General features: G+C 69.8%; 17 protein-coding genes and 1 pseudogene. 5 read left to right on the top strand and 13 right to left on the bottom strand.

Features of this window, described 5'->3' with window-relative positions; translation table 11 throughout:
- Positions 1 to 243: 243 nt before the first annotated feature.
- From BLU82_RS10845 to BLU82_RS10835, 3 genes are all read right to left on the bottom strand, one after another.
- A complete protein-coding gene (locus tag BLU82_RS10845; protein WP_092619626.1) occupies positions 244 to 1476 on the bottom strand; it encodes an IS256 family transposase in 1233 nt (410 codons plus the stop codon).
- A 780-nt stretch (positions 1477 to 2256) separates the two neighbouring features.
- Entirely contained in the window at positions 2257 to 3252 is a 996-nt protein-coding gene (locus tag BLU82_RS10840) for a methyltransferase (protein ID WP_092625698.1), read from the bottom strand.
- Between the two features lie 172 nt (positions 3253 to 3424).
- Positions 3425 to 3604 carry a hypothetical protein gene (locus tag BLU82_RS10835; protein WP_157740811.1) on the bottom strand — a complete coding sequence of 60 codons (180 nt, stop codon included), beginning with the start codon at positions 3602 to 3604 and terminating at the stop codon, positions 3425 to 3427.
- Positions 3605 to 3762: 158 nt separating this feature from the next.
- Here BLU82_RS10835 and BLU82_RS36300 point away from each other — a divergent pair.
- Positions 3763 to 4725, top strand: a pseudogene (locus tag BLU82_RS36300) (helix-turn-helix domain-containing protein); the annotation flags it as partial.
- Positions 4726 to 4770: 45 nt separating this feature from the next.
- Here the strand turns inward: BLU82_RS36300 and BLU82_RS35635 are convergent.
- Entirely contained in the window at positions 4771 to 5037 is a 267-nt protein-coding gene (locus BLU82_RS35635; RefSeq protein WP_231947760.1) for a hypothetical protein, read from the bottom strand.
- 169 nt (positions 5038 to 5206) lie between these two features.
- Between BLU82_RS35635 and BLU82_RS35630 the strand changes: the two genes are divergently transcribed.
- Positions 5207 to 6346 (top strand): tetratricopeptide repeat protein, encoded by a 1140-nt coding sequence (locus BLU82_RS35630; protein ID WP_231947759.1) that lies wholly within the window; start codon positions 5207 to 5209, stop codon positions 6344 to 6346.
- Positions 6347 to 6936: 590 nt separating this feature from the next.
- Here the strand turns inward: BLU82_RS35630 and BLU82_RS10820 are convergent.
- The 8 genes from BLU82_RS10820 to BLU82_RS10790 all read right to left on the bottom strand — a co-directional run bounded on the left by BLU82_RS10820 (position 6937) and on the right by BLU82_RS10790 (position 19185).
- A complete protein-coding gene (locus BLU82_RS10820; RefSeq protein ID WP_092619612.1) occupies positions 6937 to 8412 on the bottom strand; it encodes a sulfatase-like hydrolase/transferase in 1476 nt (491 codons plus the stop codon).
- On the bottom strand, positions 8409 to 9569 hold the full coding sequence (locus BLU82_RS10815; RefSeq protein ID WP_172885574.1) for an SGNH/GDSL hydrolase family protein: 1161 nt from the start codon (positions 9567 to 9569) through the stop codon (positions 8409 to 8411). Before BLU82_RS10815 ends, BLU82_RS10820 begins: the two co-directional genes overlap by 4 nt.
- A gap of 34 nt (positions 9570 to 9603) precedes the next feature.
- Entirely contained in the window at positions 9604 to 11964 is a 2361-nt protein-coding gene (locus BLU82_RS10810; RefSeq protein WP_157740809.1) for a M14 family zinc carboxypeptidase, read from the bottom strand.
- The gene (locus BLU82_RS34095) at positions 11961 to 15104 is read right to left on the bottom strand and encodes a hypothetical protein (RefSeq protein ID WP_157740807.1); all 3144 of its coding nucleotides are present in this window, start codon (positions 15102 to 15104) and stop codon (positions 11961 to 11963) included. Before BLU82_RS34095 ends, BLU82_RS10810 begins: the two co-directional genes overlap by 4 nt.
- A gap of 65 nt (positions 15105 to 15169) precedes the next feature.
- Complete coding sequence (locus BLU82_RS10805; protein ID WP_157740805.1) at positions 15170 to 16627, bottom strand: extracellular solute-binding protein; 1458 nt, start codon at positions 16625 to 16627, stop codon at positions 15170 to 15172.
- 91 nt (positions 16628 to 16718) lie between these two features.
- Positions 16719 to 17576: an ABC transporter permease subunit gene (locus tag BLU82_RS10800; protein WP_172885573.1), complete on the bottom strand. Its 858-nt coding sequence runs from the start codon at positions 17574 to 17576 to the stop codon at positions 16719 to 16721.
- Positions 17570 to 18430, bottom strand: coding sequence for a sugar ABC transporter permease (locus BLU82_RS10795; RefSeq protein ID WP_092625696.1), 861 nt, complete (start codon positions 18428 to 18430; stop codon positions 17570 to 17572). Before BLU82_RS10795 ends, BLU82_RS10800 begins: the two co-directional genes overlap by 7 nt.
- 131 nt (positions 18431 to 18561) lie before the next feature.
- Positions 18562 to 19185: a YesL family protein gene (locus tag BLU82_RS10790; protein ID WP_092619600.1), complete on the bottom strand. Its 624-nt coding sequence runs from the start codon at positions 19183 to 19185 to the stop codon at positions 18562 to 18564.
- Positions 19186 to 19269: 84 nt separating this feature from the next.
- Here BLU82_RS10790 and BLU82_RS10785 point away from each other — a divergent pair, with 84 nt between their 5' ends.
- The 3 genes from BLU82_RS10785 (at position 19270) to BLU82_RS10775 (ending at position 24428) form a co-directional block, all read left to right on the top strand.
- Positions 19270 to 20025 carry an IclR family transcriptional regulator gene (locus BLU82_RS10785; protein WP_092619597.1) on the top strand — a complete coding sequence of 252 codons (756 nt, stop codon included), beginning with the start codon at positions 19270 to 19272 and terminating at the stop codon, positions 20023 to 20025.
- On the top strand, positions 20022 to 21422 hold the full coding sequence (locus BLU82_RS10780; RefSeq protein ID WP_092619594.1) for a hypothetical protein: 1401 nt from the start codon (positions 20022 to 20024) through the stop codon (positions 21420 to 21422). The genes BLU82_RS10785 and BLU82_RS10780 overlap by 4 nt, the downstream gene beginning before the upstream one ends.
- Before the next feature lie 90 nt (positions 21423 to 21512).
- Positions 21513 to 24428: a glycoside hydrolase family 2 TIM barrel-domain containing protein gene (locus BLU82_RS10775; protein ID WP_092619591.1), complete on the top strand. Its 2916-nt coding sequence runs from the start codon at positions 21513 to 21515 to the stop codon at positions 24426 to 24428.
- A gap of 446 nt (positions 24429 to 24874) precedes the next feature.
- On the opposite strand, the gene BLU82_RS10770 is transcribed toward BLU82_RS10775, so the two are convergent.
- Positions 24875 to 26980 (bottom strand): exo-alpha-sialidase, encoded by a 2106-nt coding sequence (locus BLU82_RS10770; protein WP_157740803.1) that lies wholly within the window; start codon positions 26978 to 26980, stop codon positions 24875 to 24877.
- Between the last annotated feature and the right edge of the window lie 15 nt (positions 26981 to 26995).

The following is a 26995-nucleotide window of genomic DNA, read 5'->3' as shown; positions in this document are numbered from 1 at the left end:
CCTAGCCGCCCCTGGAGGTCGCCTCCTGCCTGACGTTCCGCCGACGATCAGCCGCAGATCAGCCGGCTTCGTCGAATCGCCCGCACCTGCCACCACCCCACCACGCTCCCTCATGACAGTGTGGAGGGAAGGTGCGTCAGGCAGACCGCGCGCCCGGTAACCTCATGAGAGGTTGGCCTGCAATTGGTGACGTCCCGCTGGGTGGTGGAGTTCTTCGACCACTGTGCGGGGTCAGTGTGCTGATCATGCCGTCATGAGTTCGGGTTTGGCCACCTCCTTGTTGGTTGCCGGCGCGTTGAGCAGGGCCATGGAGGTTTCGGAGAGGTAGCGGCGTTCGGCGGTGACTTGCCATTCGTCGTGGGCCTCCACGAGGACCGATCCGGCCAGGCGGAGCAGGGCGGCGGGGTTGGGGAACACTCCGACGACGTCGGTGCGGCGTTTGACCTCCTTGTTCAGCCGTTCCAGCGGGTTGGTGGACCAGATCTTCTTCCAGTGGCTGATCGGGAACGTGGTGAACGCGAGGAGATCGTCCTTGGCGTCGCGCAGCATCTGTTCGACCTTGGGTAGTTGCCGGCCGAGCATGGTGGCGATGACGTCGAACTGCTCGTGCACGTGCTCGGCGTCGGGCTGGGCGAAGATCGTGCGGATCGCCGCGGCCACCATCTCGGCGTTGCCCTTGGGGACCTGGGCGAGCACGTTGCGTAGGAAGTGCACCCGGCAGCGCTGCCAGGCCGCGCCGATCAGCACCGAGGCGATGGCGTGCTTGAGGCCGGTGTGGGCGTCGGAGATGACCAGCTGGACACCGCCCAGCCCGCGGGCCTTCAACGAGCGCAGGAACGCGGTCCAGAACGCGCCGTCCTCGCTGTCGCCGACGTCGAACCCGAGCACCTCGCGCCGCCCGTCGGCGGTGACGCCGGTAGCGATGACCACCGCCTGGGACACCACGCGGCGGTTCACCCGGGCCTTGCAGTAGGTCGCGTCGAGGAACACGTACGGATAGGTCGTCTCGCCCAGCGACCGGTCCCGGAACGCACCCACTTCTTCGTCGAGATCGGCGCAGATCCGCGACACCTCCGACTTGGAGATCCCGCTGTCCGCGCCCAGCGCCTTGACCAGGTCATCGACCTTGCGGGTCGACACCCCATGCAGATACGCCTCCATGATCACCGCGAACAGGGCCTGGTCCACCCGCCGGCGCCGCTCCAACAGCGACGGGAAGAACGACCCCGTGCGCAGCTTCGGGATCCGCAACTCCAGATCCCCCGCGGTCGTGGTCAGGACCCTGGGTCGCGAGCCGTTGCGCTGCGCGGTCCGCTCCGCGCTGCGCTCCCACGGGCCAGCACCGATCACCGCCGTCGCCTCGGCATCGATCAACGCCTGATACATCCCCTGCGCCGCGGTACGGACCCGATCATCCACATCAGCGGCCCGCATCACCTCGAGCACCTCAAGTAGGGCAGCATGGTCCAAGGCCATCGTGCGTCGTGTCCTTCCGTGAGTTCCATCGCTAGGTCTCACTGACCGTCGCACGATGGCCGCCCAACACCACCGTCGACACGACGACGCTCAAGCGGGCCACGAACTCCACCACTCCACGGGACGCCACCCTGCAATTCCGGCGCAGTTGGCGCTGACCTGCATCAAGGCCGCCATCTCTTGATCACGCAGGTCGACTTGGGACACGTTCGCGCCGCGGGTCACCGGCGAGGTTGGTCGACGATCGGGCGACCGCCGACCAGCGGGGCGTAGGCCCAGGTCCATGAATCGCATCGAACAGCGACTTCTTTGGTGTGAAGAAGGAAACCCGACGCGCTACACCTGGCGCGATTCGCATCTCCCCTGGCCAGCACCTTGTCTGGGCCAGGTTCGCCCCTCCTGACCCAGGTCGACCAGCAAGATCATCACACAAGTCTCGCCTGATCTTGGGTAGAGGTCTAGCGCAAGTGATCGGAGGGCCTGCCGTCGCCGGGCACGGCCGCGCTGAGCGCGTCGAGCCCGCGCAGCCGCCTTGAGAGAGCGGTTAGCCGGCAGTCAGCGGACTCCCCCTGACCTGCTGCAATGCGAACGAACCAGCGACCACCGGGCGAACCTGGACACGTATTCGCCAACCCATGTCGTCGGTGGCCGGACGTCGTCGCTCACAGTCGGACACGTGCCAGCGCAGGCATCGACGGGCATCGCGCGGATGCAGCACTCCCTGGCGGGCGAACTGACTTGCGCCACGAGACACTGACTCTCCTGACGACGAACAGGGCATCACGGTTTACGGGCGAGGACCGCACCGTTCGCGCCGGCAGCCTCGAACGACACTGTCCGGACGTCCACGAACCCGGTGGCGCGCAGCCACTGCTCGTACTCTGCCGCGGTGTAGTTGCGCCCGCCGGTCGTTTCCACCAGCATGTTCAGGCCCATCAGGGCGGCGGCGGGTGGTCCGGCCTTCTCCTCGTCGACCAGCAACTCGCTGATCACGATCTGCCCGCCGGGAGGCAAGGCCGCAAAGCACTTGCGCAGGATCGCCAGGTCCTGTTCGTCCGACCAGTCGTGCATGATCATGGACAGCAGCACGACGTCATGGCCTGCCGGGAGCTCGGGATCGGCGAGGAAGTCGCCCGGGGCGACCGCGATGCGGTCCGCGTGGCCTGCTGCTTTGATCTTCTCCGCGGCGATCTCGCAGACCGGCGGCAGATCGAGCACCGTTGCCCGCAGGTGGGGGTATCGGCGGCACAGCTCGATGTCGTAGGCCCCCGAACCGCCGCCGACGTCAAGCAGGGCGGCGGAGCCGGACAGCTCGACGTGTGCGGCGAGCTCGCGCGCGGTGAGCGTCGACAGCGAGTGCATCGCCTCCCAGAACAGGGCCAGCAGCTCAGGGTCCTCGCTGTCGAACAGGTGCGCCTGTTCGTCGGGGTTCCAGCTCGTCGGCCGGTTGGTTCGCACCGCCTCACTCAGCCTTCCCCAAGCCGGGTAGAGCCTGCGGTCGAGCATCTGCACCCAGCCCCCGAAGTGGTAGGCCTTGCCGGGCACGAGGAACTCGTCGGCCACCGCGCTGTTGACGTAGCGCCCGTTCCGGAGCTCGAGCAAACCGATGGACGCGCACGCGGTCACCAGCAGCTCGGCGGGCCGCTGGCCGACGCCCAGCATCCGGGCGAGTTCGTCGACGGTGTGACCGTCGGTTCCGGACAGACGGGCGAAGAGGCCCAGCTCGTAGGCGCTCGCGAGCGTCTTGAACGACCAGAAGCCGATCGAGAGCTGCATCAGCGGCAGCGGCGAGACCGTGGGGAGATGGTGGTCGGGGACGTGCGGTTCGGCCGCTGCGTTCGTGCCGGATGCGGTGAACGGGGTCTGATCAGAGGTGTTGCGCATGAACTCTCCTGCATACGTCGGACCGAGAGCGGACTACGGCTGACTGCCTCATCGGCGAGCCGTGTCACGTCGTTGACCGGACCGGGGCGGTGACGTGCGTGACGGCCAGGGTCTTCTCGACCTGAAGCGTGGTCTCGTGGCGGACCCGAAAGCGGCCGCAGGTGCAGCCGTCGTACACGACGATGCCCTCACTGGTCCGGTGCCGGGACTTCGTCGTCCAGTGGTGGTCATGGGTCACAGTCATCAGTACGTCGATTCTCATCTGTCCTCCCGCGACGGTCGGCGTCGATCGTTGGGCGCGACCTTCCCACCCCACTCTTTGCCGACCGCCTCACTGGCGACAGGTCGCCGACCGGGCATCTGGCGGACACTTCCGCTCCGTCCCGGCAGCCCACGGCGACGGTGGTAAGGCATGTCCATGTCCACGGGGACCTGCGGCCTCTAGACTCCGGCGGGGAGGCAGAAGTGACCGGACCGGGACCGTCGGGCTTCGGGGAGCTCCTGCGCGCTTGGCGTGAGCGCGCGATGCTGACCCAGGAGGAGCTCGGGCGCCGGGCCGGGCTCGATCCACGGACCCTGCGCCGCTGGGAGTCTGGCGAGTCCGTCCGTCCGCACGGCCGGTCCCTGAGACTGGTCGCCGACATCCTCGCGCTCGACGACGACGAGTCCGCGGCGCTGGTGGCGGCCGCGCGGGGCGCCACGACGTCGGCCGCCACGGTGACCTCCGCGATGCCCGATCGACCGCACCAGCTGCCGTCGGCGCCGTCGCACTTCGTCGGGCGGCGCGAGGAACTGGACGCCCTGCGGACGCACGTGGTGGCGGGCCGGTCCGTCATCGTCGTCGACGGCATGGCCGGTGTGGGCAAGACGGCGTTCGCGGTGCAGGCGGGCCGACTGCTTTCACCGGAGTTCCCCGACGGCCAGCTCTACCTCGACCTGCATGGCTTCAGCGACCGGACCCGCCCACTCGATCCGAGGGAGGGGCTGGCGCGGATGATGCGGGCGCTCGGCGTGCCGGGCGACCAGCTCCCGGCCGAGGTCGAGGAGTGCGCCGCCCTGTTCCGCAGCCTGGTCGCCGACCGGCGGCTGCTGTTCGTCTACGACAACGTCGCCTACGCCGGCCAGGTCGCGCCGCTGCTGCCGGCGACCCCGGGCTGCCAGGTTCTCACCACCAGCCGCCACGGGCTCGCCGGCCTCGACCGTGGCGCGACCATCCGGCTGGGCATCCTGCCGCCGTCGACGGCCGTCGAGTTGTTCGCCCGGGCCGCGGAGCTCAGTGCGCCACCCGAAGCCGGCTCGGAACTGACGGAGGTGGCCGAGCTGTGCGGTCGTCTCCCGCTCGCGCTGCGGATCGCCGCTGCCCGGCTGCGATCCCGGCCGTCCTGGCGACTGACCGACCTGGTAGGTCGGTTACGCGAGCAGCGCGCCGCGGTCCTCGACCGACCCGACGACCAGACGCTCGGAGTCTCCGCAGCCCTCGACCTGTCCTACGCCGCGTTGGACGAGCCGATCCGGCGCGCGTACCGGATGCTTGGGCTGGTCCCCGGCCCGGACCTCGACGCGGGCGCAGCCGCGGCGCTGTTCGCGACCGACCTTGCCGTCGCCGGCGCCGCACTCGAGAGCCTGCAGGATCTGCACCTGCTCGACGAGGCGCCGGCCGGGCGGTACAGCTTCCACGACCTGACCCGGAGCCATGCGGCCCGGCTCGTGCGGGCCGCCGAGGCCGAGGGTGAGCGATCGGAAGCCCTGGTTCGGCTGATCGACCACTACCGCGCCTGGGCGAGCGCCGCCATGGACATCGCGCACCCGTACACCCGCAGTCGACGACCAGATCCCCCGGTACTCGGTGGACTCGGGGGCATGGACCGTCGAACAAGCGATCGCGTGGCTCGACACCGAGCTGCCGAACATCCTGGCCTGCGCCCGGGCCGCCCGCGAGCTCGAGCTGCACCGCTACGGCATGGATCTGGCTGGCATCGTGCACCGGCGGCTGATCACGCGTCACCAGCTCGGCGAGGCCGAACTCCTGCACCAGATGGCTTTGCAGTCCGCCGAAGACCTCGGCGACCGCGCCGCCACAGCCCGAGCCCACCGAGACCTGGGCAGGGTGCGGCGACATCAACACGACTATCCGGAGGCGGCACATCACTTCGATCGCGCGTTGTCGCTGGCGGCGCCCGAGGGACTGACAACCGTGCAGGTGGACGCCCATCTCGAACTCGCCGCAATCGTGCGACACGGCGCCAGTTCCGTGGATCCCGACGAGCATTTCCAGCGAGCGCTGCGGCTCGCGCAGCAGGCCGGAGACGACCTGGGACAGCTGGAATATCACTCGGAGATCGCCGCCGTCCGGTTGCTGAGTGACGGCGACTACCGGTCGGCAGCACACCATTTCGACCAGGCGCTGACTCTGGCTCGGCGACTAGGCCACCGAGGACGAGAAGCCGGCGCGCTGATCGGCCGTGGCCTGGCCGACGCCCAGCTCGGCCGACCGAGCGCCGCCATCGACGAGTTCCGTCGGGCCGTGGTGCTGTCCCGACGCGAGGGCATCCCTGTCGGCGAGCTCGCCGGCCTGACCAACCTGGGCCACGCCGTGCGCCGCGGCGGCGATCCGTCGGCCGCCCTGGTCGCCTACCGCGACGTGCTCATGATCGCCCAGCGGACCGGAGACCTCAACTGGCAGTACGAGGCCCACCAGGGAATGGGCCGCGCCTACGCCGACCTCGGCGACGGCCGATCGGCGCTCGATCACCACACGCACGCTCAGCTGCTGGCCGAGCATCAGCGGATGCGTGTCGACCTCGCCCGTGCCGAAGACGGGCTCGGAGACGCCCACGCCATCCTGGGCGATCGAGCCAAGGCCAGGCGACACTGGCAGACCGCCCTCACCCTGCTCACCGAGCTCGGAGCCGAGCACACCGACGATCCGGAAACCCACCGCGAGATGATCACCACGAAGCTCACCAGCGAACCAACCCGCCCATGACCAACCGCTCGCCGATGTCACCGGACCTCCCCGGCTGGAAGCCTCGACAGACCGCAGCGGGCCGTCCCCCACCTGGCGACCAGTCGTCGCCCTCGTGATCAGCCCAGGCGACCTTGCTCGCTGGCTCCGGAGTCAACCGGATCGAGCCGGATCGGACGACGTAGCGCGCACGAATCGGCGCTATCGACTGTCTTGAGTATCGGGGCATGCGACGAGCACCTCGCATTCGCGGCGGTGTCCTCAACCGGCGATGAAACCGCGCATAGCACCTGACGCGCTCGGTCTCGACCTGTCTTGACCTTGCGGAGCTCGGCGTCGGTCCAGCTGGCGCCGTGACCGCTTCGCCAGGCGACGAACCCGTCCGGCCGGACCGAACCCGGCCGTCCACACCGTCGGGCCGGCCTGTACGACGTGGCTGTGGGGCCCGGTGGGCGTGGGCAATTGGTCACTGACGATGAACTGCGGCATCACATTCTCCCATCGTCGGCCAGGCTGACTCCCGACCTGCCAGCGTCAGCGCGCCTCACTGTCGGGCAGTCGAGCCGCCGCGCGAAGAAGGCCGGATCGCAGTGTGTGCATCATCGGGAGGCTCAGCGTCGGTCGGTGCGGTGTGGAACGGCGTCGCAGGTCTCGTGGAACCAGGTGAGCAAGCGGTCCCCGAGCTCCGCCCGGACGTGGGCGAGGCCGGGATCGTCGATGCGGTTGACCAGTTCGCCCGGGTCGGCGCGGAGGTCGTAGAGCTCGTCCTGCTCGTAGAGGCGGCGGACGTACTTGTGGTCCCGGGTGCGGCACATGACGGCCTTGGTGTGTTCGGGCCCGGGGCCACGTTGGAGCTGGAGTCGTGGCCAATAGCGGCTGTCCTCCGGCCGGCCGCCATGCGAGGTGCTCTGCAGTTCCATCGCCTGCTGCTCGCCGGCGAGCCGGCCGCCTTCGCTGAACACCGCGTCGCGGTGGTCGTCGGCCGCGCCGGTGAGGAGCGGGACCAGTGATCGGCCGAAGTGCGTGTGCCCGGGCGTCAATCCGGCCAGGTCCTCGATCGTCGCCGGTAGGTCGACGAGCTCCACGAGGGCGTCGGCGGTGCCGGGGCGCACCGGGGTCGACGTCGGCGGTTTGATCACCAGCGGTACGCGGGTCAGGCAGTCCTCGAACGTGTTCTGGGTCTTCTCCACCAGCCCGTAGTCGCCGGTGAAGTCGCCGTGGTCGGGGAAGACGAACACGGCGGTGTCGTCATAGCTGCCGGCGCGGCGCAGCGCGTCGAGGAGCAGACCCAGCTGGTGGTCGACCCTCGCGCACTTGCCGTAGTAGGTAGCCCGCAGTTCCGTCCACTGGTCGTCGCTCCAGGCCCTGAGCCCTTGGCGGTCGCGGATGCCGGCGAGGATGCTCGGCTTGCCGGCCCGATCCGGCACCGGAAGCCGGTCCGGGATCGCGGCGCGGTCGATCATGGAGAACCACGGGTCCTCGACGGCGTAGGGCGGGTGAGGATACGTCAACGGCAGGTAGATGCAGAACGGCTGGTCCCGATCCCAGGACGTGATCAGGTCGATCGCCGCCTGGACGTGCGCCCAGTCGCTGTCCGGGTAGTGCGAGTGCCCGTCGGGGATGTCGAGCCGGCCGACGTGGAAGCCGTAGAGGTCGGGCGTGCTCGCCGGGTCGGGACGCGGGCCGAACATCGGCAGGGTGCCCGGTGGCACGACGTGTTTGACGTCGCAGTAGTCGTCGAAGCCGTTCTGGGCCGGGACGAGGTCGTTCTTGCCGCCCCACCAGACGAAGTAGCCCGCGTCGCGCAACGCGCGGAGCAGGTTGGGCTCGTCGGGCTGCAGCATGTGGTGCATGGTGCGATGCCCGCGCACATGCGGGTACCACCCGGTCATGAACGAGCACCGGGACGGCGTGCACACCGGGTTCTGGGCGAAGGCGCTGGTGAAGGAGACGGCGTTTTCGGCGGCGAGCCGATCGAGAGTCGGCGTCACCGCGGCCGGGTTGCCCGCGTGGCCGAGAACGTCCCCGCGCCATTGGTCCGGGTTGAAGATCAGGAGGTTCGGTGGACGCGTCTGACGATCGGTCATGTCGTCCCCCGGACCAACGGACGCAGCGCCCGCTCGTAGGCGTCGGCGTACCGAACCATCCCGAGGTCGCTGGGATGGGACCCGTCGGTGGTGGCCTCGCCGTCGTCGCCCAGCAGATCGTCGCCCGCGAGGTAGCGCAGGTGCTCGACCCCTTCCTGACGGAGCCGCCGGAACGCGTCGCGCAGTGCCTGCCGGCGCACGTCGTGCTGGTCGTGCGTCACCGGCGACAGCCAGGCCCGCTGGAGGGTGCGGTCCTCGACCAGCACGATCGGCGTCTCGGGCCGCGCTTGTCGCAACGTGCGTACCAGGGGTTCGGTGCGCTCGGCCACCTGCGCCGCATTCATGTTGGGCAGGCAGTCGATCACGTACACGGCGGGGTCGAGCTCCGCCAGGAGCTCGACGACCGGTGCGTCCATGCGTCCCGCGGCCGCGAATCCGAGGTTGACCGTCGGCACCCCCAGGCGGCGGCCGACCTGTGCGGTGATCGCCATGCCCGGCCGGGACGCGCAGGAGCCGTGCATGATCGACGTTCCGTAGAACACGATCGGCTTGTCGGTACGGGGCGCCACCGGCGTGAACGTCGCGTCGGCGGCGACCCCGAGCTCCAGGCGGAGGACCTGGTTGCGCAGCGGGAGGTGCAGTGTGTAATCGTGCGGTCCCGGCGCCAGGTCCGACACCAGGCCGTAGTCCACCGTGAGACCGGTCAGCCACGGACTCTCCGGGCGGGCCGTGGACACCCACCGGTCCCGCCCGGTGTCGTCGCGCGCGTACAGGTCCACGCCGCTGGAGCCGGTGGCGGCCATCGTCGCCCTGGTGATGCGCTCGTCGCCGAGCGTGTAGCGGACCCGCACGACGGGCGAGTCGGTGCTGAACCGGGTGAGCTGGCCCGCCGACTCACGACTGAGCTGCCAGACCGGCTCCGGCACGGCCTCCTGCGCCCGAGCCGGGAACCGGTCGTAGAAGGACGCGGTGTCGGCCCAGGCCCGGCCCTCGACGCCCCACGTGGAGACGTCGTACCAGGACAGCTCGTTCCCCGCCGCAGGTGCCGATGCCTGCGCAGGTGACGGGCCGCCGGCGGCGGTACCGACCTTCGTCGAGGCGGCCAGCGCCGCACCTCCGGCCAGCAGGCCTCGGCGGGACACGCTCGTGGGACGCATATGAGTGCCTCTCTGTGTGCACCGATAGGACGTGTCAGCGACCGACGCCGGACCTGGCGGCGGCACGGGTGATGCCGGCCGCTTGCCGGTCGTCGATGGTCCCGTCGTCGACGAGGTCGCCAAGAACGTCATCGACGTGGCGGACGAAGGCGCCCTGGCTCGGCCAGACCTGCTCGTCGGCGATGAGGTCGTTGATCGAGCAGCCGGCCTGATCGACCTGGTTCGGCACTCCGGTGTCGGCATCGCCCACCACGACGGTCGCGCGGCGGTCGTCCAGCCGGACGGCGTCGACCATCCCGAGGTTGGGGGTGCCGACCGGACGCACCGCGGTGTCCAGCTCCGGGTCCAGCAGGAACGGGATGACGGCCCGCATCCGCTGGCCGAGCAGCACCTGCGCGAACCCGCCACCGATCTCCTCGACCTCCACGCCATGGGCGGCGAGACGCTCGCCGACGGTGTGCGACGTCCATGCCTCCCCGGCCCGCTCCCCGATGAGGGTGCCGCTCTCGCGGACGGCGAGCTGCTCGTCCGTCAGGCGATAGCCACACGGCGGCGGGTCCAGCGACACGGTGTTCCGCTCGTTGCGCGGCGGGTGGAACGGCGGCTCGTAGGCGCCATCGAGGTAGACCGGTCCGTCGTTCGCCTCCTGCGCCGTCTCAGCGGCGGTGATGGCCGCCCTGATCGCGTCCAGGTTCTCGTGGTGGTAGTCGAGAAGGGTGCGGAACGACCACAGCTGCGTGTAGACCCGCCGGCGCAGATTCGGCGGCGAGTTGGTCGGCGCCTCCGGCCGGGTCACGGACGAACCGCTCGGGGTCTCGAGCAACTGCCCCATGGCGTTCTTCAGGCCGGCGACGTTGTGCAGCCAGTTCTCCCAGTTGTCGTAGCCCCAGCCGTCGTAGGGAAGCAACGACCAGCCGGCCGCGTGACCGGCGGTGAAGTGCGCGCCGAGTGTCATGTCGTCCTGGCTCAGCCGCCACAGCGGCTCGTCGACGGTCAGGCTGCGCGGCCACATGGGCGCGGTGTCCGCACCGGCCGGCGCTTCGTGAGCGTCGACGACGAGGTCGGGCCGGTGGTCGCGGATCACCTCGGCCAGGGCGAACGACTCCGGGTGCCGCAGCGGCAGGTTGTCCCGGTTGAGATCCTGGTCCGCCGCGTTCGTCCGGCGCCCGACGGCTTGGCCGTCGGGGTTGGCGGTCGGGTTGATGAGGACGGTCGTCCGGCTGAGCACGGCCGTGACCCATGGATCGTCGGAGAACGCCAGGTCGCGGAGCAGGATCAGGCACGCCTCGCGCCCGGACCGCTCGGCCCCGTGCACCGTACAGCTGATGAGGACCGACGGCTTGTCCGCTCCCCCGTCGCCGACGACGGCGAGGTGGATCGGCCGCCCCTCGTAGGTCTCGCCGATCGTCTCCAGGCGCACCCGGTCGCTTGCGGCCGCGATCGACTCCAGGACGGCCAGCTCGTCCTCGTGGGAGGTCCACGACGACGCGTTGCTGAGTTCGAACCCGGTCCGCAGTTCCGGCGGCGCCGTCATGGCCTCGGTCGCACCGTCGACGGGCTCCGACCACTCGCCGGCGACGCCGTCGGTGACGGCGCGCACCCGCCAGCGATAGCGCTCGCCCAGGACGAAGCCGGAGTCGGCGAAGGTCGTGACGCCGACCGGTTCGCCGTCGGCGCCGACGTGACGGTCCGGCAGCCATCGGCCGACGACCGCGCCCGGGCCGGCCGGCTGGTCGCCGTCCATGGGTGTGCGTTCGATCTGGTACTCGTTCGCCGTCTCGACCGGGTCCCAGGCCACGGTCGCGAACCCGTACTCCTGCGTGACCGTCAGGCCGGTGGGGACGCCCGGCGGCTGCGGCGGATCGGCGGGATCGCTGAAGCGCACGGCGTCGGCGATGACGTAGGTCTGCGACGAGCCCGACGCGGCGGCGTCGTTCACCACCAGTTCGACGTACTCGTCGCCGCTGCCGTCGAAGGGCAACGAGTTCGGTCCCCGCTGCCAGTAGCCTCCGGCCTGCTGCTGATCGACCTCGAACGTGGTCACCTGGCCCGCGTGGTGGACCCGGTAGGTCACCGCCGGCGACCGCTGGTCGTTGCCGTGCGGCAGCCATATCGCGATGGCGTAGTCGCCGGCGCCGGGCAGTAGCGGTTGCCACCGCGCGATCGGGTCGTCCGGGCCGGGCCGCGCGTGCGAGTAGTTGGCGCCGTAGTAGCCGGGGAGCGACGACGACCGGCTCCACGCGCCGTCCGGGGTCAGGGCCGCGTCGGTGTTGTCGACCACGACGGTGGGGCGGGGCGCGGCGCCGGGCGGGTCCTCCGCCGCTGCCGCCGTCGACAGCGCGCCGGCCAGGAGGGCGGACATCGTGAACAGCGCGATCACTCGCTGACGCATCATGAGTTCCTCCGTCGATACACGGGCCGGGCGGTCACCCAGAACTGGAGACTCTCCGGCGCGAGTTGGCAGGTCAGGGTGGGCCCCGACGCCGTTCCGAGGTCGGTGAAGCGCTGCTCGCGCGAGAATCCGTGGCCGGCGAGACGGTCTGGCGCTGCCACGTCGATCGAGATCTCCGCCGGTTCGGTGGCCCCGTTGAGGACGACGATCCCGCGGCTGCCGTCCGGCGCCTCGAACGCCATGACCTTGTGGTCGGGGTCGGCGGCGACGTCGCCGAGGACGGAGTACCGCACGGCGTCGTGCGGCATCAGCTTCACGAAGCCGGCGATGGGGTGCCAGTTGATCCCGACGTAGTCCCAGTGGCCGACCTCGAGGTGGCCGTACTCGCCGCCGACCGAGTCGTCGGTCTCCGGCCGCCACACACCGAGCGCTCGGGTCTCGCCGAAGTTGGAGTTCGTCGGCTGGAGCGCGTGCAGCCAGTACCAGGTCGGCGATCCGTAGTAGAGGAAGTGGAACAGGATGTTCTTCGCCGTGTTGACGAAGTCCGCCCCGTCGTCGCCCGAATAGGAGTACTCGGTGTTGACCACGGGCCGGTCGCCAAGGTTCTGCCAGGTGCCCCCGGGTTCGATCAGCGCCTCGGGATCGTGTGCGAGGCCGCCGTTGTGCCACGACCAGGACTCCATCAGGCTCGCTGCCTCGGCGTCCGGGGTGATCTCGTCGATCCAGGTCCGGCTGTGGCCGCTGTCCGGGCCGAAGATGTGCAGCTCCGGGTGGTCCGAGCGGATTCGCCGGGCGACGGCGTTGAACGTCGTGACGTAGTCCGACGGCGCGTAGTAGCACATCGAGTACGGGCCGGCGGACTGGTTCGGCGGGCGGTTCTGCGGCTCGTTCTGCAGCGACCATGCACCCACGGGCACGCCGCGCGCCTTCAGCGTGTCGATGTCCGCGGACATCGCGTCGGCCAGGTCACCGAGGAAGGACGGGTCGTACGAGACGAGCTGCCCGCCGAGCAGGTTGCCGGTGGACTTGAAGTACGGCGGCGGGGACCAGTAAGTCGGGGTCACCGTGGCGCCGGAGCGCTGTGCCGACTCGGCGATGTCGTCGATCTGCCCCGGGTAGGCATCGATGGTCTGCCGGCCCTCGTCGTCGGTCCCGCGCAGGTACAACCCCATGGCCAGGCGGATGTGCCGGAACCCAGTGAGCATCTCGTCGTACCACCGCTGGCGCTCGGCGTCGGTCAACGACTGCGGGACCCGCTCGATGGTGCACCCCAGCTGGCCACCCGGCTGGAGGCAGTCGTAGAGGATCTCCACTCCTAGGCCCTCGATGAGCTGCTGGGGATCGGTCCAATCGACGCGGTAGCCGGCGGCGGGCGTCTCGGCGGCGGGCAACAGACGGACCGCGTCGGCGACGACGTGCCCGCCGGCGGCGCTCGCGAGCCGAACGTGGTGCCCCGCCGACCCGTCGATGGTGAACAACCCGTCGCCCAGCCTGACCCAGTGGCATCCGGCGCCGCGCTGGTCGACAGTGAAGGTGTCCTCGCCGCCGGCGTGCACCACGGTGAAGGGGGCGTCGCTCGCGGCGTCCGCGGCGCCGTGGGGGAACCACACCCAGACGCTGAACTCGCCGCTCGTGCCGGGACCCGGGGTGAACGTCGCCACGGCGTCCGAACCCGGCTGTGCGACCATCGCGTCGTGTCGTCGGTACCCGGGCATGACCGCGGAGGCGGCCCACGTGCCGGTGAACTCCGCGTCGGCGTGGTCGATGACGAGCTCGATGCTGGTGCCGGGGACGGCCGACGCCTGGTACGACGCGCGCACCGCCGCACCGTCGGGTCCCGCGGCGCGCACGACGTAGTGGTGGACGAATCCGGGCTCCACGTCGTGGTCGACATACGACGGCTCGGTGGTCTCGGCGACCGTCGTGAACGCCAGGGCCCGGCGGCCGATCCCGACCGCCCGCTGCACCTGGTAGCTCTGCGCGTCGCCGGTCGGATGCCAGGCGAGGTGCACAGCGCCGGCCGCCGCCGTCGCCACGAGCCCGTGCGGCGTGAGCAGCGGCGGGCCGGCCGGGCGAGCGACCAGCGGGTTCGTCGCGGGGCCCTCACCACCGGCGTTGGCGGCGGCCACGGTGAGGCGGGCGTCGGCCCCGTTCTCCAGCCGCATGACCGTGAACGTGGTGCGCACGACCCGGTCGGCGACGACGACGGACGTGCCGTCCGAAGCGTGGCGCCGCACGACATAGTGACTCGCCCGGTCGACCGGCTGCCAGGTCAGGGTGACCTGCTGATTGCCGGGCGTGGCGGTCGCGTCGCCGGGCGCCTCGTCGGGCGGCGCGGGGCGCTGGACGTCCACCCGCGCCGACTGCGCGCCTTCGCCGCCGGGTCCGGCAGCGGCCACCGTGTAGGTGAAGTCACCGGTGTCGGTGTCCTCGTCGAGATACGACCCGGCGAGCACGAGGCCGGCGACGATCTCGAGCGGCCCGGTGGGTGTGGTGCTGCGCCGTACGACGTAGTAGTCGGCCTCGGCGGCGACCTCCCATGCGACCTCGATGCCGCCGCCGACGACCCAGGTGGCCGCGACATCGGCCGGCGCGGCGGGTACGTACGGTTCCACGAACCGGGCCGCGTCGGCGTTGACGTGCACCACCGGCGGCCGGGCGTCGGCCACGACCAGCTCCACGTACTCCGAGCCGTCGGCGGCGAACGTCAGCGGCCCGGTCGAGCCACGCCAGTAGCCACCACCGATCGTCTGATCCAGCTCGAGCGTCGTCACCTGCCCCGCATGGTGGACGCGGTAGACGGCGGCGGTGGAGCGGTTCCGGTCGCCGTCGGGCAGCCACAGCTGGACGACGTACTCGCCGGGCGACGGAAGCTCCGGGGTCCAGCGGGCGACCGCCGTCGACGACGAGCCCCATGCGGTGTTCGCGTAGTTCGTCCCGTAGAAGCCGTTCGCGTAGCTCGAGGTCGACCACGAGCCGGCGGGGAGGAGCTCGGCCTGTGGGTTGTCGACGACGACGTCGACGACGTCCGTGGCATGAGCCGCGGGCAGGTTCCTCGCGAAGACGAGCGTGGTCGCGGCGGCGGCCGAGTACGTGAGGAACCGCCGGCGGCTGAGGGCAGGAAGAAGCGGCTGGTGTTCCATGGCAGATCTCCCATCGTGCGGGCATGCTGACGCACGCCCTGTCCGGTAGGTGCGACGCGACCGGCTCAGGAGATGCCGAGCTCGGTCAGCTGGTCGATCCCGCTGTCGACGAACTGCTGGAGGCCGAACTGGCCGGAGAGGGTTTCGAGGAAGGCGTCGTACTCGGCCAGCGGCCGCTGTCCGGTGATGAACGCGATGATCCCCTCCTGGGCGAACCGACCGGCGTCGGCCGGGTTGTAGCCCTCGGGCGCCAGGACCAGGCTGTTGTAGATCTGCAGCTTCGGCTGGTTCTCCGCGAACTCGATCACGTCGATGTCGTCGGCGAACTTCACCTGCATGTACTCGGCTTCATCGCGACCGGTGAACTGGTAGATCCAGAAGTACCCGCCGTCGCTGTCGAGCAGGTCGGTCGGCACCACGGTGTCGCCGTCGAGGTTGTAGTGCTCACCTTCGATGCCGAACGAGCTGAGCCGCCGGCCGTCCTCGGTGGTCGAGTACGCGATCAGCTCGAACAGCTTCTCCAGCTTCTCCGGCTCGTTCTCCAGAGTGCGCGGAATGCCGTACATCCGGGTGGCCGTGTTGTCCCACGGGTACGCGCCCTCGCCGCCGGGTCCGGACGGAGGGTTGATCTGGATCCATTCGGCGTCGGGCTGCACCGTCTTGTACTGGTCGACGAACTCCGGCTTGGTCATGTTCGGCCAGGTCGTGTTCATGATGCCGGCCATGCCCTGCATCGCGCGTTCCTGCGCCTGGGCGTCGTCCTGGGTCATGAAGTCCGGATCGACCGCGCCACTCTCCACCAGGCTGCGGAAGTACTCCAGCGCGTCGACGGTGTCCGGGTCGTAGAACCCATTGACCAGCTCGGAGCCGTCCAGGTAGAAGGAGCCGCCGCGCTCACCGTACGACGGGCCGATCCCGCCGGAGCCGAACGCCGCCCACAGCGGGTTCCACAGTCCCCCGCTGTTGCCACCGGTGAGGCCGTACGTGTCGTCATGGCCGTTGCCGTCGGGGTCCTCCTGGGCGAAGGCGACCGCGACGTCGAAGAAGTCATCGGTGGTCTCGGGCACCTCGAGCCCGAGGTTGTCCAGCCAGTCCTTGCGGATCCAGTAGGAGCTGTAGTTGTAGCCCGACGGCGTCACGATGCCGTAGTCGGTGCCGTCGATGTTGCCCAGCGCCCGGAGGTCGGGCGCGACGGCGTCGGTGTATGCGGCCAGCTCATCGTCCAGGTAGTCGGAGATGTCCAGCAGCAGGCCCTGTTCGGCCAGCTGCTCCAGTCGCGGCCGGTCGATCTGGAACATGTCGGAGAGGTTGCCGGCCGCCGAGTCCGCGGAGAGCTGGGTGTAGTACTCCGCGGCGGCGGTCGTGACCATGTCGAGGTCGATCCCGAGCTCCTCGTCGAACGCCGCCTTGAGCGGGTCGTCACCCGGTACCGGATCGGCGGCCTGCACGCTGATGCGCAGCGAGGCGATACCGCCGTCGCCCGAACCGTCGCCGTCGCCGGAACCGCACGACGCCAGTGGCACCGCAGCAATGATGAAGAACAGCGGAACTCGTCGAACAGCCCTGGTCATGAGTCCTCCGATGAAGTGGGGCACGGTCGGTGCCGGCGGTGGGTCAGCCCTTGACGGAGCCGAGGGTGACGCCCTTCTGGAAGTGCTTCTGAATGAACGGGTAGACGGCGATCATCGGGGCGGCCGCCACGACGATCGCTGCCATCTGCAGCGTCACGGTCGGGACCGCGGCCTCGAGGTTCTGCGAGGACTGCGCCCTCGCGAGCAAGTTGTGGATCACGACCTGCAGCGGGTAGAGGCTGTCGTCGCGGATGTACAGGATCGCCTGCATGAACTCGTTCCAGTGACCGACGCCGTAGAACAGCGTGAGCGTCAGAGCTACCGGCACCGAGAGGGGAAGCACGATCCGGACGAGAATGCGGAACTCACCAGCCCCGTCAATACGCGCCGATTCGAACAACTCCTGCGGCAGCCGCTCGAAGAACGCCTTCATCACCAGGAGGTTGAACACCCACACGGCGTTCGGGATGATCAGCGACCAGATCGAATCGACCAGTCCCGTCGCCTGGACCACGAGGAACGTCGGGATCATGCCGGCGTTGAACAGCATGGTGAACAACACGCCGAACAAGATGAAGCCGCGACCCGGCAGGTTCTTGATCGACAGCGGATAGGCCAGGAGCGTGGTGAGCACCATGTTGAGCGCGGTCCCCACGACGGTGATGAACGCCGTCACGCCCAGCGCCCGGGGAATCGCCGGCTCGGCGAACAGGCTCCGGTAGGCGTCGAGGGTGAACTCGCGCGGGATCACCACGTAGCCGCCGTTGCGGAGGATCTCGCTGTACGGCGTCAACGACGCGGACACCACGAACAGCAGCGGGAAGACCGAGACCACCGCGACCAGGATCAGCGCGAGGTTGACGCCGCCGTTGACAATGCGATCTTCTCTGGACGTCACCACAGCTGGCCGTCCCATCGTCGTGCCAGCCGGTTGGCGATCAGGACCAGGCCCAGCCCGATCACGGACTTGAACATGCCCACGGCCGCGGCCAGGGAGAAGTTGAGGTCTTCCAGACCGGTCCGGAAGACCCAGGTGTCGATGATGTCGCCGACCGGATACACCTGGGGGTTGTAGAAGACGTAGACGTGCTCGAATCCCGCTTCCAGGATCTGCCCGAGCTTGAGAACGAACAGCAGGATGATGACCGACCGGATGCCGGGCAGGGTGATGTGCCAGATCTGCCGCAGGCGACTCGCCCCGTCGACGCGCGCCGCCTCATAGAGCTCCTGGTCGATGCCCATCATCGCGGCGAAGTAGATGATGGCGCCCCACCCCAGGTCCTTCCACATGTCGGTCCCGACCAGGACGGAGCGGAACCAGTCTGTGGACGTGAGGAAGGCGATCGGGCCGATGTCCACGGTGTCCAGCCAGCGGTTCACCAGGCCGGTGCTCGGCGACAGGAACGCCAGCGCGATCCCGAAGATGATCACCCATGACAGGAAGTGCGGCATGTAGCTCAGCGTCTGCACCCACCGGCGCATCCACGTCAGCCGGCATTCGTAGAGGAGCAACGCCAGGAGGATCGACGGAACCGTGCCCCAGAACATCTTGTAGACCGAGATCAGCGCGGTGTTCGTGAGCAGCTGACCGAAGTACGGCGACTCGTAGAACTGACGGAAGTACTTGAACCACGGGTCCGCCCAAGGGCTGTCCATGATCCCCAGGCCGAGGTTGTAGTCCTTGAACGCGATGACCAGTCCGGCCATCGGGGCATAGCGATAGACGACGAACCAGATGAGCGCCGGCGCCATCATGAGGTAGAGCGCCCGATACCGCCAGAAGCGCGACCTGCGGAGCCGCTCCCCGCGCGTGGGGGTCCCACTGCCCGACGCGCGGCGCCGGTGCTGCGACGCGCCGTGGTCGACGGTGGCGGTGACCTGGGCGCTCACGAGGCCGGCACCTCGGACCGCATGGTCGTGGCGACCGCACGCAAGGACCAGCGGTACAGGACCGCGGCCACGAGACTCCCCGCCAGCACCGGCGTCAACGGGAACACGTAGGTCGCCGCGCAGCCGGCGGCGACCACCGCCAGGCACGCCAGGGTCGTCGCCGGCTTACCGACGGCGAACATCAGGGCCGATCGCACCAGCCGGCCGAGCGGCAGGTCGTACGTCACCATCAACGGGAAGAGGTAGACCGCGGTCGCCACGACGAGGACGCCGGCGACCGCCGCGACCACACCGAGGGTGGACGCGGCCAGCGGGGCCAGCGCACCGGCGATCACGAGGTCGGCGAAGAGCAACGCCGCCACCGCGACACCGGCCAGGCCGCTGACCAGGCCCTGCCGCAGGTTCGCCCGGAAGTACCGGGCGAACGCCGGGACGGCCGAGACATCGCGGCCCGTCTCCCAGCCGCGCACGACTGCGAACATCGCCGCGGTGGCCGGCCCGGCGGTGAGCACCGGCAGGCAAGCGACCGCCCACACGGCACTGAGCAGCACCGTGTCGCTGAATCGCTGCAGGGCCCCGTACCACCGGCCTTCGAGCACGTTCGCGTCCGACGATGCCATCGCACCTGCCCTTCCGCGGGGTGACTCGTTCCGAGTCCTTCACCGATCTCCTTGCCATCGGCGCGGCGATGCTAACATAGCAACATGCTGCCAGCGCAACCCAACCAGTCCTTGATCGACGGGCTGGCCTGCCTCCAGACTTTGGCGTCCAGCGAAGCTCCGATCGGATCGCGTGAGATGGCGCGCCTGCTCGGACTCGAGATCACCAGGGTCAATCGCCTGCTCAAGACGCTCGCCGCGCTCGGCCTGGCCGAGCAGGACGAGCGCCGGAAATACCGGCCGGGACCGGCCATCCACGTGCTGGCGGCACAGAGCCTGTTCGGCTCGGGGCTGCTGCGCCGGGCCATCGGGCCGATGGAGTCGCTGTACACCTTCGGCCATGTGGTCGCGCTCGGCGTGCTGTGGCGGGACAAGACGGCCTATCTGTTCCACGGGCACCCGTCGCACCCGGCCTCGCACGGACTCGGGCACGAACGCCTCTACCCGGCCGCGTCCTCGGGCATCGGCCTGATCCTGCTCGCCCATCGCACCGAGGACGAGATCCGCGCCCTCTATGCCGATCCGCCGGTGCGGCTCGAGCGCTCGATCCCGCCGGAGGAGGTCGTTCCGGACCTCGACGGCAGCAACGGCCTGCTCGCCCGCCTGGCACGCATCCGCGCCGACGGATGGGCACTGGCGCCCATTCCCGGAAGTCCCAACCGAACGCTCGCCGTCGGGCTGGGTGACCAGCCCGACGCCGGGATCGGTGTCTCCGGCCGGTTCGGCGATCACCAGATCGACGAACTGCTGGGAGCACTGCACGACGTCGCCGACCAGATCGTCCAGAAGGAGCAGCAGTGACCACACGCACGTCCGGCCATACCCAGGTCTCCGGCATCTTCCCGCACCTCGCGCAGGTGGCCGAGCTGGGCCCGCCACGCTCGGAGATCGGCGTCGGCGCGCTGATGCCGTGGGCCGGCTCTCTGTACGTGCAGAACTACAACTCGCACCAGGAGGCCAGCGGACGCGGGGTGAGCCTGCGCCGGATCAGCCCGGACCTGTCGATGGAGATCGTCCCGGAGACCCTCGGGGTCGACGGCACCTACACGAACCGGTTCGTGCACTACCCGTCGAACCAGTTGGTGATCGGTCCGCATGTCATCGACACCGAGCACAAGATCCGCACCGTGCCGGAGCTGCAGCCGCTACGGGTATGCGGCACGTCTCGGCACCTGACCGACCCCGAGAACCTCGTCTACGTGTTGTGCATGGAGGGCGAGCTGTTCGAGCTGAACGTGCACACCCTCGAGTGCCGCCAGGTCGCCGACCTCAACGTCGAGCTCGGCACCGCCGGCGTCCGCGGCGAGATCCACTACAAGGACTGCTACACCAGCTTCGGCCGGCTGGTGGTGTGCTCGAACGAGTACCACGAGCCCGACTGGGCCGGCGAGCAGGCCGAGGGCCGTTTGGCCGAGTTCGACGGCACTGAGTGGCGCATCCTGCAGCGCAAGCCGTTCACCGCCATCAGTGGACGGCACGAGTTCGGCGGCACGATCTTCGCCACCGGCTGGGACCAGGCATCGGCCATCCTCGAGGTGTTCACCGAGGCCGACGGCAGCTGGACCACCTACCGGCTGCCGAAGGCGTCACACTGCTTCGACCACAAGTGGCAGACCGAGTGGCCGCGCATCCGCGAGGTCGAGCACGAGCGCCTGCTCATGGACCACCACGGGATGTTCTACGAGCTCTCGCCGTGGGCGTACGGCGGCCGGATCTGGGGCGTGCGGCCGATCTCGACTCACCTCTCGGCGCTGGCCGACTTCTGCTCGTGGCGCGGGATGCTCGTGCTCGGCGGCGACAACGCCTCGCCCAGCCACGGGCTGAACCCGACCACGGCGGAGCCGCAGTCGGGGCTCTGGTTCGGCAAGACCGACGACCTGTGGCAGTTCGGCAGGCCGTCCGGCTGGGGCGGCCCCTGGTGGCTCTCCGCCGTCGAGGCCGGTCAGCCGTCCGACCCGTACCTGATGACAGGGTTCGACCAGAAGTCGGTGCACCTCGAGAACCAGGGCGACCGCACCGCGACCATCGCCCTCGAGGTCGACTTCCACGGCCACGGACGGTTCTCGAGGTACACGACGCTCACCGTCGAGGCTGGCGCGTCCGCGCACCACGCCTTCCCGCCAGGGTTCGGCGCGCACTGGATCCGGCTGGTCAGCGACGTCGACACCCAGGCGAGCGCGCAGTTCTTCTACAACTGATCGGCGGTCGCCAGCGCACTGCAGCGCCGGGCGGGCTCCACCTCCGGCAGGTGGAGCCCGCCCGGCGACCACCCTGGAAAGGACATCTCTGTGGCATACCGGTACTACGAAGACGTCAGCCCCGGTTCACCGACCCGCCGCGCGCCCCGGGCCTTCTTCCGCAGCGACTCCGCGGCCGTCGACCTGGCCGGTGACTGGCGATTCCGCCTGAGCGACCGGGCCGAGGGCACCGGACCGGAATTCTGGAAGCCCGACGCCGACGACGCCGGCTGGGACCTGCTGCCCGTGCCGTCCCACTGGGTCATGCACGGTCACGGCCACCCGATCTACACCAACGTCCGGTACCCGTTCCCGGTCGATCCCCCGCACGTGCCGACCGAGAACCCCACCGGCGACTACCGACACGTCTTCGACCTCCCCGACTCGTGGACCGACGGCGCTGCCGTGCTGCGGTTCGAGGGCGTGGAGTCCTGCTTCAAGGCGTGGCTGAACGGCGAGGAACTGGGGTGGTCGACCGGCAGCCGGTTGCCGACGGAGTTCGACGTCGGGCCGATCCTGCGGCCGGCCGGGAACGTCCTCGCGGTCCGCGTCCACCAGTGGTCCGCCGGCAGCTACGTCGAGGACCAGGACATGTGGTGGCTGCCGGGGATCTTCCGCTCGGTCACGCTCGTCGCCCGGCCGGAAGGTTCCCTGGACGACCTGTTCGTGCAGGCGGACTACGACGCGGCCACCGGCGCCGGACGCCTGCTGGTCGCGACCGATCGGCCGGCCCGGGTGTCCATCCCGGAGCTCGGCCTCGACGGGCACCCGTCCGGTACGGAGATCGCGTTCCCGGACATCGAGCCGTGGAGCGCCGAGCGGCCGCGGCTCTACGATGGCGTCGTCGCCACCGACACCGAACGCGTGCCGATCCGGGTCGGGTTCCGGCGGGTCGAGATCGTCGACGGCGAGTTCCGCGTCAACGGCGTGCGGATCGTGTTTCGCGGCGTCAACCGCCACGAGTTCCATCCGGACACCGGGCGAGTGCTGACCCGCGAGGACGCACGCGCCGACGTCGAGCTGATGAAGCGGCACAACTTCAACGCGGTGCGGACCAGCCACTACCCGCCGCACCCGGACTTCCTCGACCTGTGCGACGAGCTCGGCCTGTGGGTCATCGACGAATGCGACATCGAGACCCACGGCTTCGGCAAGGCCCACGGCGTCGACAACGCCTGGGTCGGCAACCCCAGCGACGACCCGGCCTGGGAACCGGCCTACCTCGACCGCATGCAACGCATGGTCGAGCGGGACAAGAACCACCCGAGCATCGTGATGTGGTCACTCGGCAACGAGGCGAACACCGGCCAGAATTTCGAACGGATGGCGCAGTGGACCCGGCGCCGCGACCCGAGTCGCCCGATCCACTACGAGGGCGACCGTGCGGGCCGCTACGTCGACGTCTACAGCCTCATGTACACCTCGCACGACGCGCTCGCGGCGATCGGCCGACGGGAGGAACCGGCCCATCCCGACGCCGAGGACGATCCGGTGCTCGACGCGCGGCGACGCGCCATGCCGTTCATCCTGTGCGAGTACGGCCACGCCATGGGCAACGGCCCGGGCGGCCTCAGCGACTACGACGCGCTCTTCGACGCCCACCCCCGATGCCACGGCGGCTTCATCTGGGAATGGATCGACCACGGCATCCGCGCCCGCCCCCAAACAGGCGACGAGTACTTCGCCTACGGCGGCGACTTCGGCGAGGAGATCCACGACGGCAACTTCGTGATCGACGGTCTCGTCTTCCCCGACCGCACACCGTCGCCCGGCCTGATCGAGTTCGCGAAGGTGAGCGAACCGGTGCGCATCACGGCCGGATCGACGCCGGGAACGATCGGCATCCGGAACCGATACCACCACGTCGACACCGCCCATCTCGCCTTCACCTGGCGGCTCGAGGACGAGGGCATCGAGGTGGCCAGCGGGTCCCTGCCGGTGCCACCGATCCCGGCCGGCCGCTCGATCGAGGTCCGCCGGCCCGAGCTACCCGCCGTGGACGGCGACGCCTGGCTCACGGTCGAGGCGGCACTGGCGTCGGACCACGACTATGCCCCGTCCGGCCACCGCGTCGCGTGGGGGCAGGTCCAGGTGCGATCCGCGCCCGCCCGAGTCGGCGGCGCCCCGGTTCCGGTGACCCCGACGACGTCCGGGTATCGGGTCGGTGCCGCCGAGTTCGACGCCGACGGGCTCATGACGTCAATCCACGGGTACGACGTCACCGGACCGCGGCTCGACGTGTGGCGCGCGCCGACCGACAACGACCGCGCCAGCCGCCGGGCCCCCCAACGGGTCGAGGACGACTGGCGCCGCTTCGGCCTGGACCGGATGCGGCACCGGATCGTCAGCGTCGCTCCCGCGGACGACTCCCTGCTCGTGCGGACGAAGGTGGGCGCCTCGGCCACCCGCTTCGGATTCGACGTCGCGTACCGATGGACCGGCGCCGACGACACAGTCGCGGTCGAGGTGTCCGTCCGCCCCGACGGCGAATGGCCGGTCCCGATCCCCCGGATCGGGCTCCTGCTGGCGCTGCCCGAAACGCTCGACCAGGTCGAGTGGTACGGCGCCGGGCCCGGAGAGGCCTACCGCGACAGCCGCGCCGCGGCCGGCATCGGCCGGTACCGCGCCGACGTCGACGCCATGCAGACCCCGTACGTGTTCCCGCAGGAGAACGGCAACCGCACCGATACCCGCTGGCTGCGACTGACCGACGACTCCGGCCACGGCCTGCGGATCGACGGCGACCCGGTGTTCGACTTCACCGTCCGCCGATGGACCAGCGGCGACCTCGATCAGGCCACGCACGCCCATGAGCTGAAGCCCCGTGACCAGATCTTCGTGAATCTCGACCACGCCCACCACGGTCTCGGCAGCGCGTCGTGCGGCCCGATCCCCCTGCCGCAGCACCAACTGCAGGCGGGTGACGTGACGTTCCAGTTGCGGTTCATGGCGGCAGCCACGTCGTAGGCATCTGCGCGGCCGAACTCCCGTGGTCACGGCAAGGTCCCTCATCCGGCTCCAGCGCGCCACGTGCCGGAGCCGGATGAGGCGAACGACACAGGGTTGTCGTGAACAGCATTGGACGTCACCGAGCCAGGTCGAAGGTCGTTCGCAGGGTGAGTCCAGGTGGGCGAGTAGCCCTCGGACACTCTTCTGGATCTCATCCCATGGCAGCAGCTCCGCTCGGAGCTGCTGCGCCAGGGCCTCGTAGGTCGGATCCAGACCAGCTCCTCGTGATACCAGAGCGCTTCCGGTAGGCGATCAGCCCTCAACCTCTCCGCAGACGGCCACCGCTGTCATCCGTGGCAGGTGGAGCAATGGAACGCGTCACACCGTTCTCCACGGGCCCGCAGCGCGGTGCGTGACCGGTGCCTCCGGTCACGCACCGCGTACTCATGCCATCTGGGGCAGGTTCACAGCTCGGCGCACTGGCCGCCGCGCGGGCCCGCAACTGAGTTCGGGTGCCCACCGTTGACCGGTGAAGGGGTGTTCCCGGCGCACGCCAGCGACCCCGTGATCTCGTTCGCCGAGACGACCGCGGCGGTGGTCCCGGAGTTGCCGGCGACGTCCACCGGCCCATTCACCGTGTTGCCCACGATCCGGATCAGCGCGTTCGAGTCCTCTACGGCGACCGGCCCACGCAGAGTGTTCGGCGCGCACGCGACACCGCCCAGCACCACCGTCTCGGTGACGTCCTGGATGGCCAGCGGCCCGGTGATCTCGGAGGCGCACAGGATCACCTGCCGGGCGCCCGCGATCCGGATCGGGCCGTCGAGCCTGGAGTCGGTGACCAGCAGAGCGCCGCCGGTCACCACGACCGGGCCCTGTACGGACGCCCCATCGAGACAGAGCACGCCGGTGACCCTGAGCGGCCCATGGTGCCGCCCGGTCACCGTCTCGTCGCAGGCGGGCGGTGGTGGCGGCGGGTCGAACCGGGTCAGGCTCACATAGTCCAGGCCGACGCCGAGGCCGGTGGACCCAGATCCCTGGCCGGTGACCGAGAGCCGGATCGTGTGCGTGCCGGCGGCGAGCTCGACGTCGTCCATGCGCGCCTCTGCGTAGATCCGCTTCTCGGCACCGGCGTCGACCGGGTCGCCGAGGTCCTGGCCATCGAGCGAGACCTGGACGCTGGCCCGGTCAGCCTGGTGGAGCAGGCGGAGATTCAGATCGTAGGTGCCCGTGTCGGGAACCTCGATCTCCAGGTCCAGGTGGTCACCGATCTCTGTGCCGGCGAACTCCAGCCGTTGCCCGCCGCTGGAGTTGCGGTCGTCGACGACGGACAGCGCAGGGGACGCTGCGGCGCCGGCGTCTTCGGCTTCGAACAGGTGCCGGGTCAGCCCCGGCCCGGCGATGAGCGTGTCCTGGCTGTCGGTCAGCCACTCCACGTTGAGCCGGGCGACGATGATCTCGGGGACCACCTCGTACAGCACCAGAACGGTGCCGTCGTCGAGGACCGCGACGTCGGAGTACCCCGCGCGGCCCGCGTGGACGACCTTCTCCCGCGGGAACGAGTAGCCGTCGTCGTAGGACAGCGCCAGGGTCAGGTCACGGCGCGAGGGCGTGCTGGGCCGGCTGAACACGACCCGGGAGACGTCAACGCTGCCCGGCCCGCCGGACAGGCGGTCCAGCCCGGCGTCGGCACCTGCCGCAGGCGGGAAGGACCCGTGCAGGTACGGCTCGGACCAGGTCATGCCCCGGTCGTCGCTGACCGAGACGATCCGGCGGTTCGGCGAGCCGACCGCATACCGGGCGTACAGCGCGAGGGTGCCGTCCGCTCTCTCCAGGAGCCGGGTCTCGCCGTTCGGATAGGCCGGGTCGATCGGGATGGCGCCACCATGGTGCCAGGTCGCACCCAGGTCGTCGCTGTAGATGACCGACGTGCTGTAGCCACGCTCCGCTGCCGGCAGCTCGACGCTCCTGCGATGCCAGACCTGGAGCATCAGCCGGCCGTCGGAGAGCTGCAGCCCGTGACCCGGGCCGGGCGAGTGGTTGGTCCAGCCCTGTGGCAGCTCCCGGAACATCGACGTGATCTCGGTCCGCTCGGACCAGGTGCGGCCGTCGTCGTCGCTGTGGCGGTAGAAGACGTCGCCCGTGACGCCCTGGTGGTTGAGGTTGTAGAAGAGGAAGATCCGGCCGGTCTGCCGCTCCACGAGGAGCGTCGGGTTCACCCAGGACTCGCGGTTCGGGCTGGCCTCGATGGTGCCCGCGGACGGCCAGGTCCGGCCGCCGTCGAGACTGCGCTTGAAGACCAGCTCATGGACGGCCGTGTCGGTGATTCCGTGCCGCGCCTCGCTGACGGCGAGCACGGTGCCCTCGTTGGTGACGACGATGCCGGGGATGCGGTGCGCCTCCGTGCCTGACTCTCCGTCTGCCCACACCGTCACCTTCTCGAACAGCTCGGGTGCGGCCCAGGTGGGCGTGGCCGGCCCGGTGTCGGTTGCCGTGGCCGGTGTCCCTCCCGGGACGGTGCCGGCGACCGCACAGGCCGTCACGACCACCGCTGCGAGGGCCCGGCGCATCCGGCTCGCCACCGT

The organism is Jiangella sp. DSM 45060 (genome assembly GCF_900105175.1).
Lineage (GTDB): Bacteria > Actinomycetota > Actinomycetes > Jiangellales > Jiangellaceae > Jiangella.
The sequence above is the reverse complement of the archived record's forward strand: the minus strand, read 5'-3'. Positions and strand labels throughout refer to the sequence as shown.

What these genes read in the sequence shown, in the direction of transcription:
- BLU82_RS10810 (WP_157740809.1), bottom strand. Translation starts at nt 11,964, where the DNA reads ATGATGCGTCAGCGAGTGATCGCGCTGTTCACGATGTCCGCCCTCCTG.
- BLU82_RS10840 (WP_092625698.1), bottom strand. Translation starts at nt 3,252, where the DNA reads ATGCAGCTCTCGATCGGCTTCTGGTCGTTCAAGACGCTCGCGAGCGCC.
- BLU82_RS10835 (WP_157740811.1), bottom strand. Translation starts at nt 3,604, where the DNA reads ATGACTGTGACCCATGACCACCACTGGACGACGAAGTCCCGGCACCGG.
- BLU82_RS10790 (WP_092619600.1), bottom strand. Translation starts at nt 19,185, where the DNA reads ATGGCATCGTCGGACGCGAACGTGCTCGAAGGCCGGTGGTACGGGGCC.
- BLU82_RS10845 (WP_092619626.1), bottom strand. Translation starts at nt 1,476, where the DNA reads ATGGCCTTGGACCATGCTGCCCTACTTGAGGTGCTCGAGGTGATGCGG.
- BLU82_RS10785 (WP_092619597.1), top strand. Translation starts at nt 19,270, where the DNA reads ATGCTGCCAGCGCAACCCAACCAGTCCTTGATCGACGGGCTGGCCTGC.
- BLU82_RS34095 (WP_157740807.1), bottom strand. Translation starts at nt 15,104, where the DNA reads ATGGAACACCAGCCGCTTCTTCCTGCCCTCAGCCGCCGGCGGTTCCTC.
- BLU82_RS10795 (WP_092625696.1), bottom strand. Translation starts at nt 18,430, where the DNA reads ATGATGGCGCCGGCGCTCATCTGGTTCGTCGTCTATCGCTATGCCCCG.
- BLU82_RS10770 (WP_157740803.1), bottom strand. Translation starts at nt 26,980, where the DNA reads ATGCGCCGGGCCCTCGCAGCGGTGGTCGTGACGGCCTGTGCGGTCGCC.
- BLU82_RS10820 (WP_092619612.1), bottom strand. Translation starts at nt 8,412, where the DNA reads ATGACCGATCGTCAGACGCGTCCACCGAACCTCCTGATCTTCAACCCG.
- BLU82_RS10815 (WP_172885574.1), bottom strand. Translation starts at nt 9,569, where the DNA reads ATGCGTCCCACGAGCGTGTCCCGCCGAGGCCTGCTGGCCGGAGGTGCG.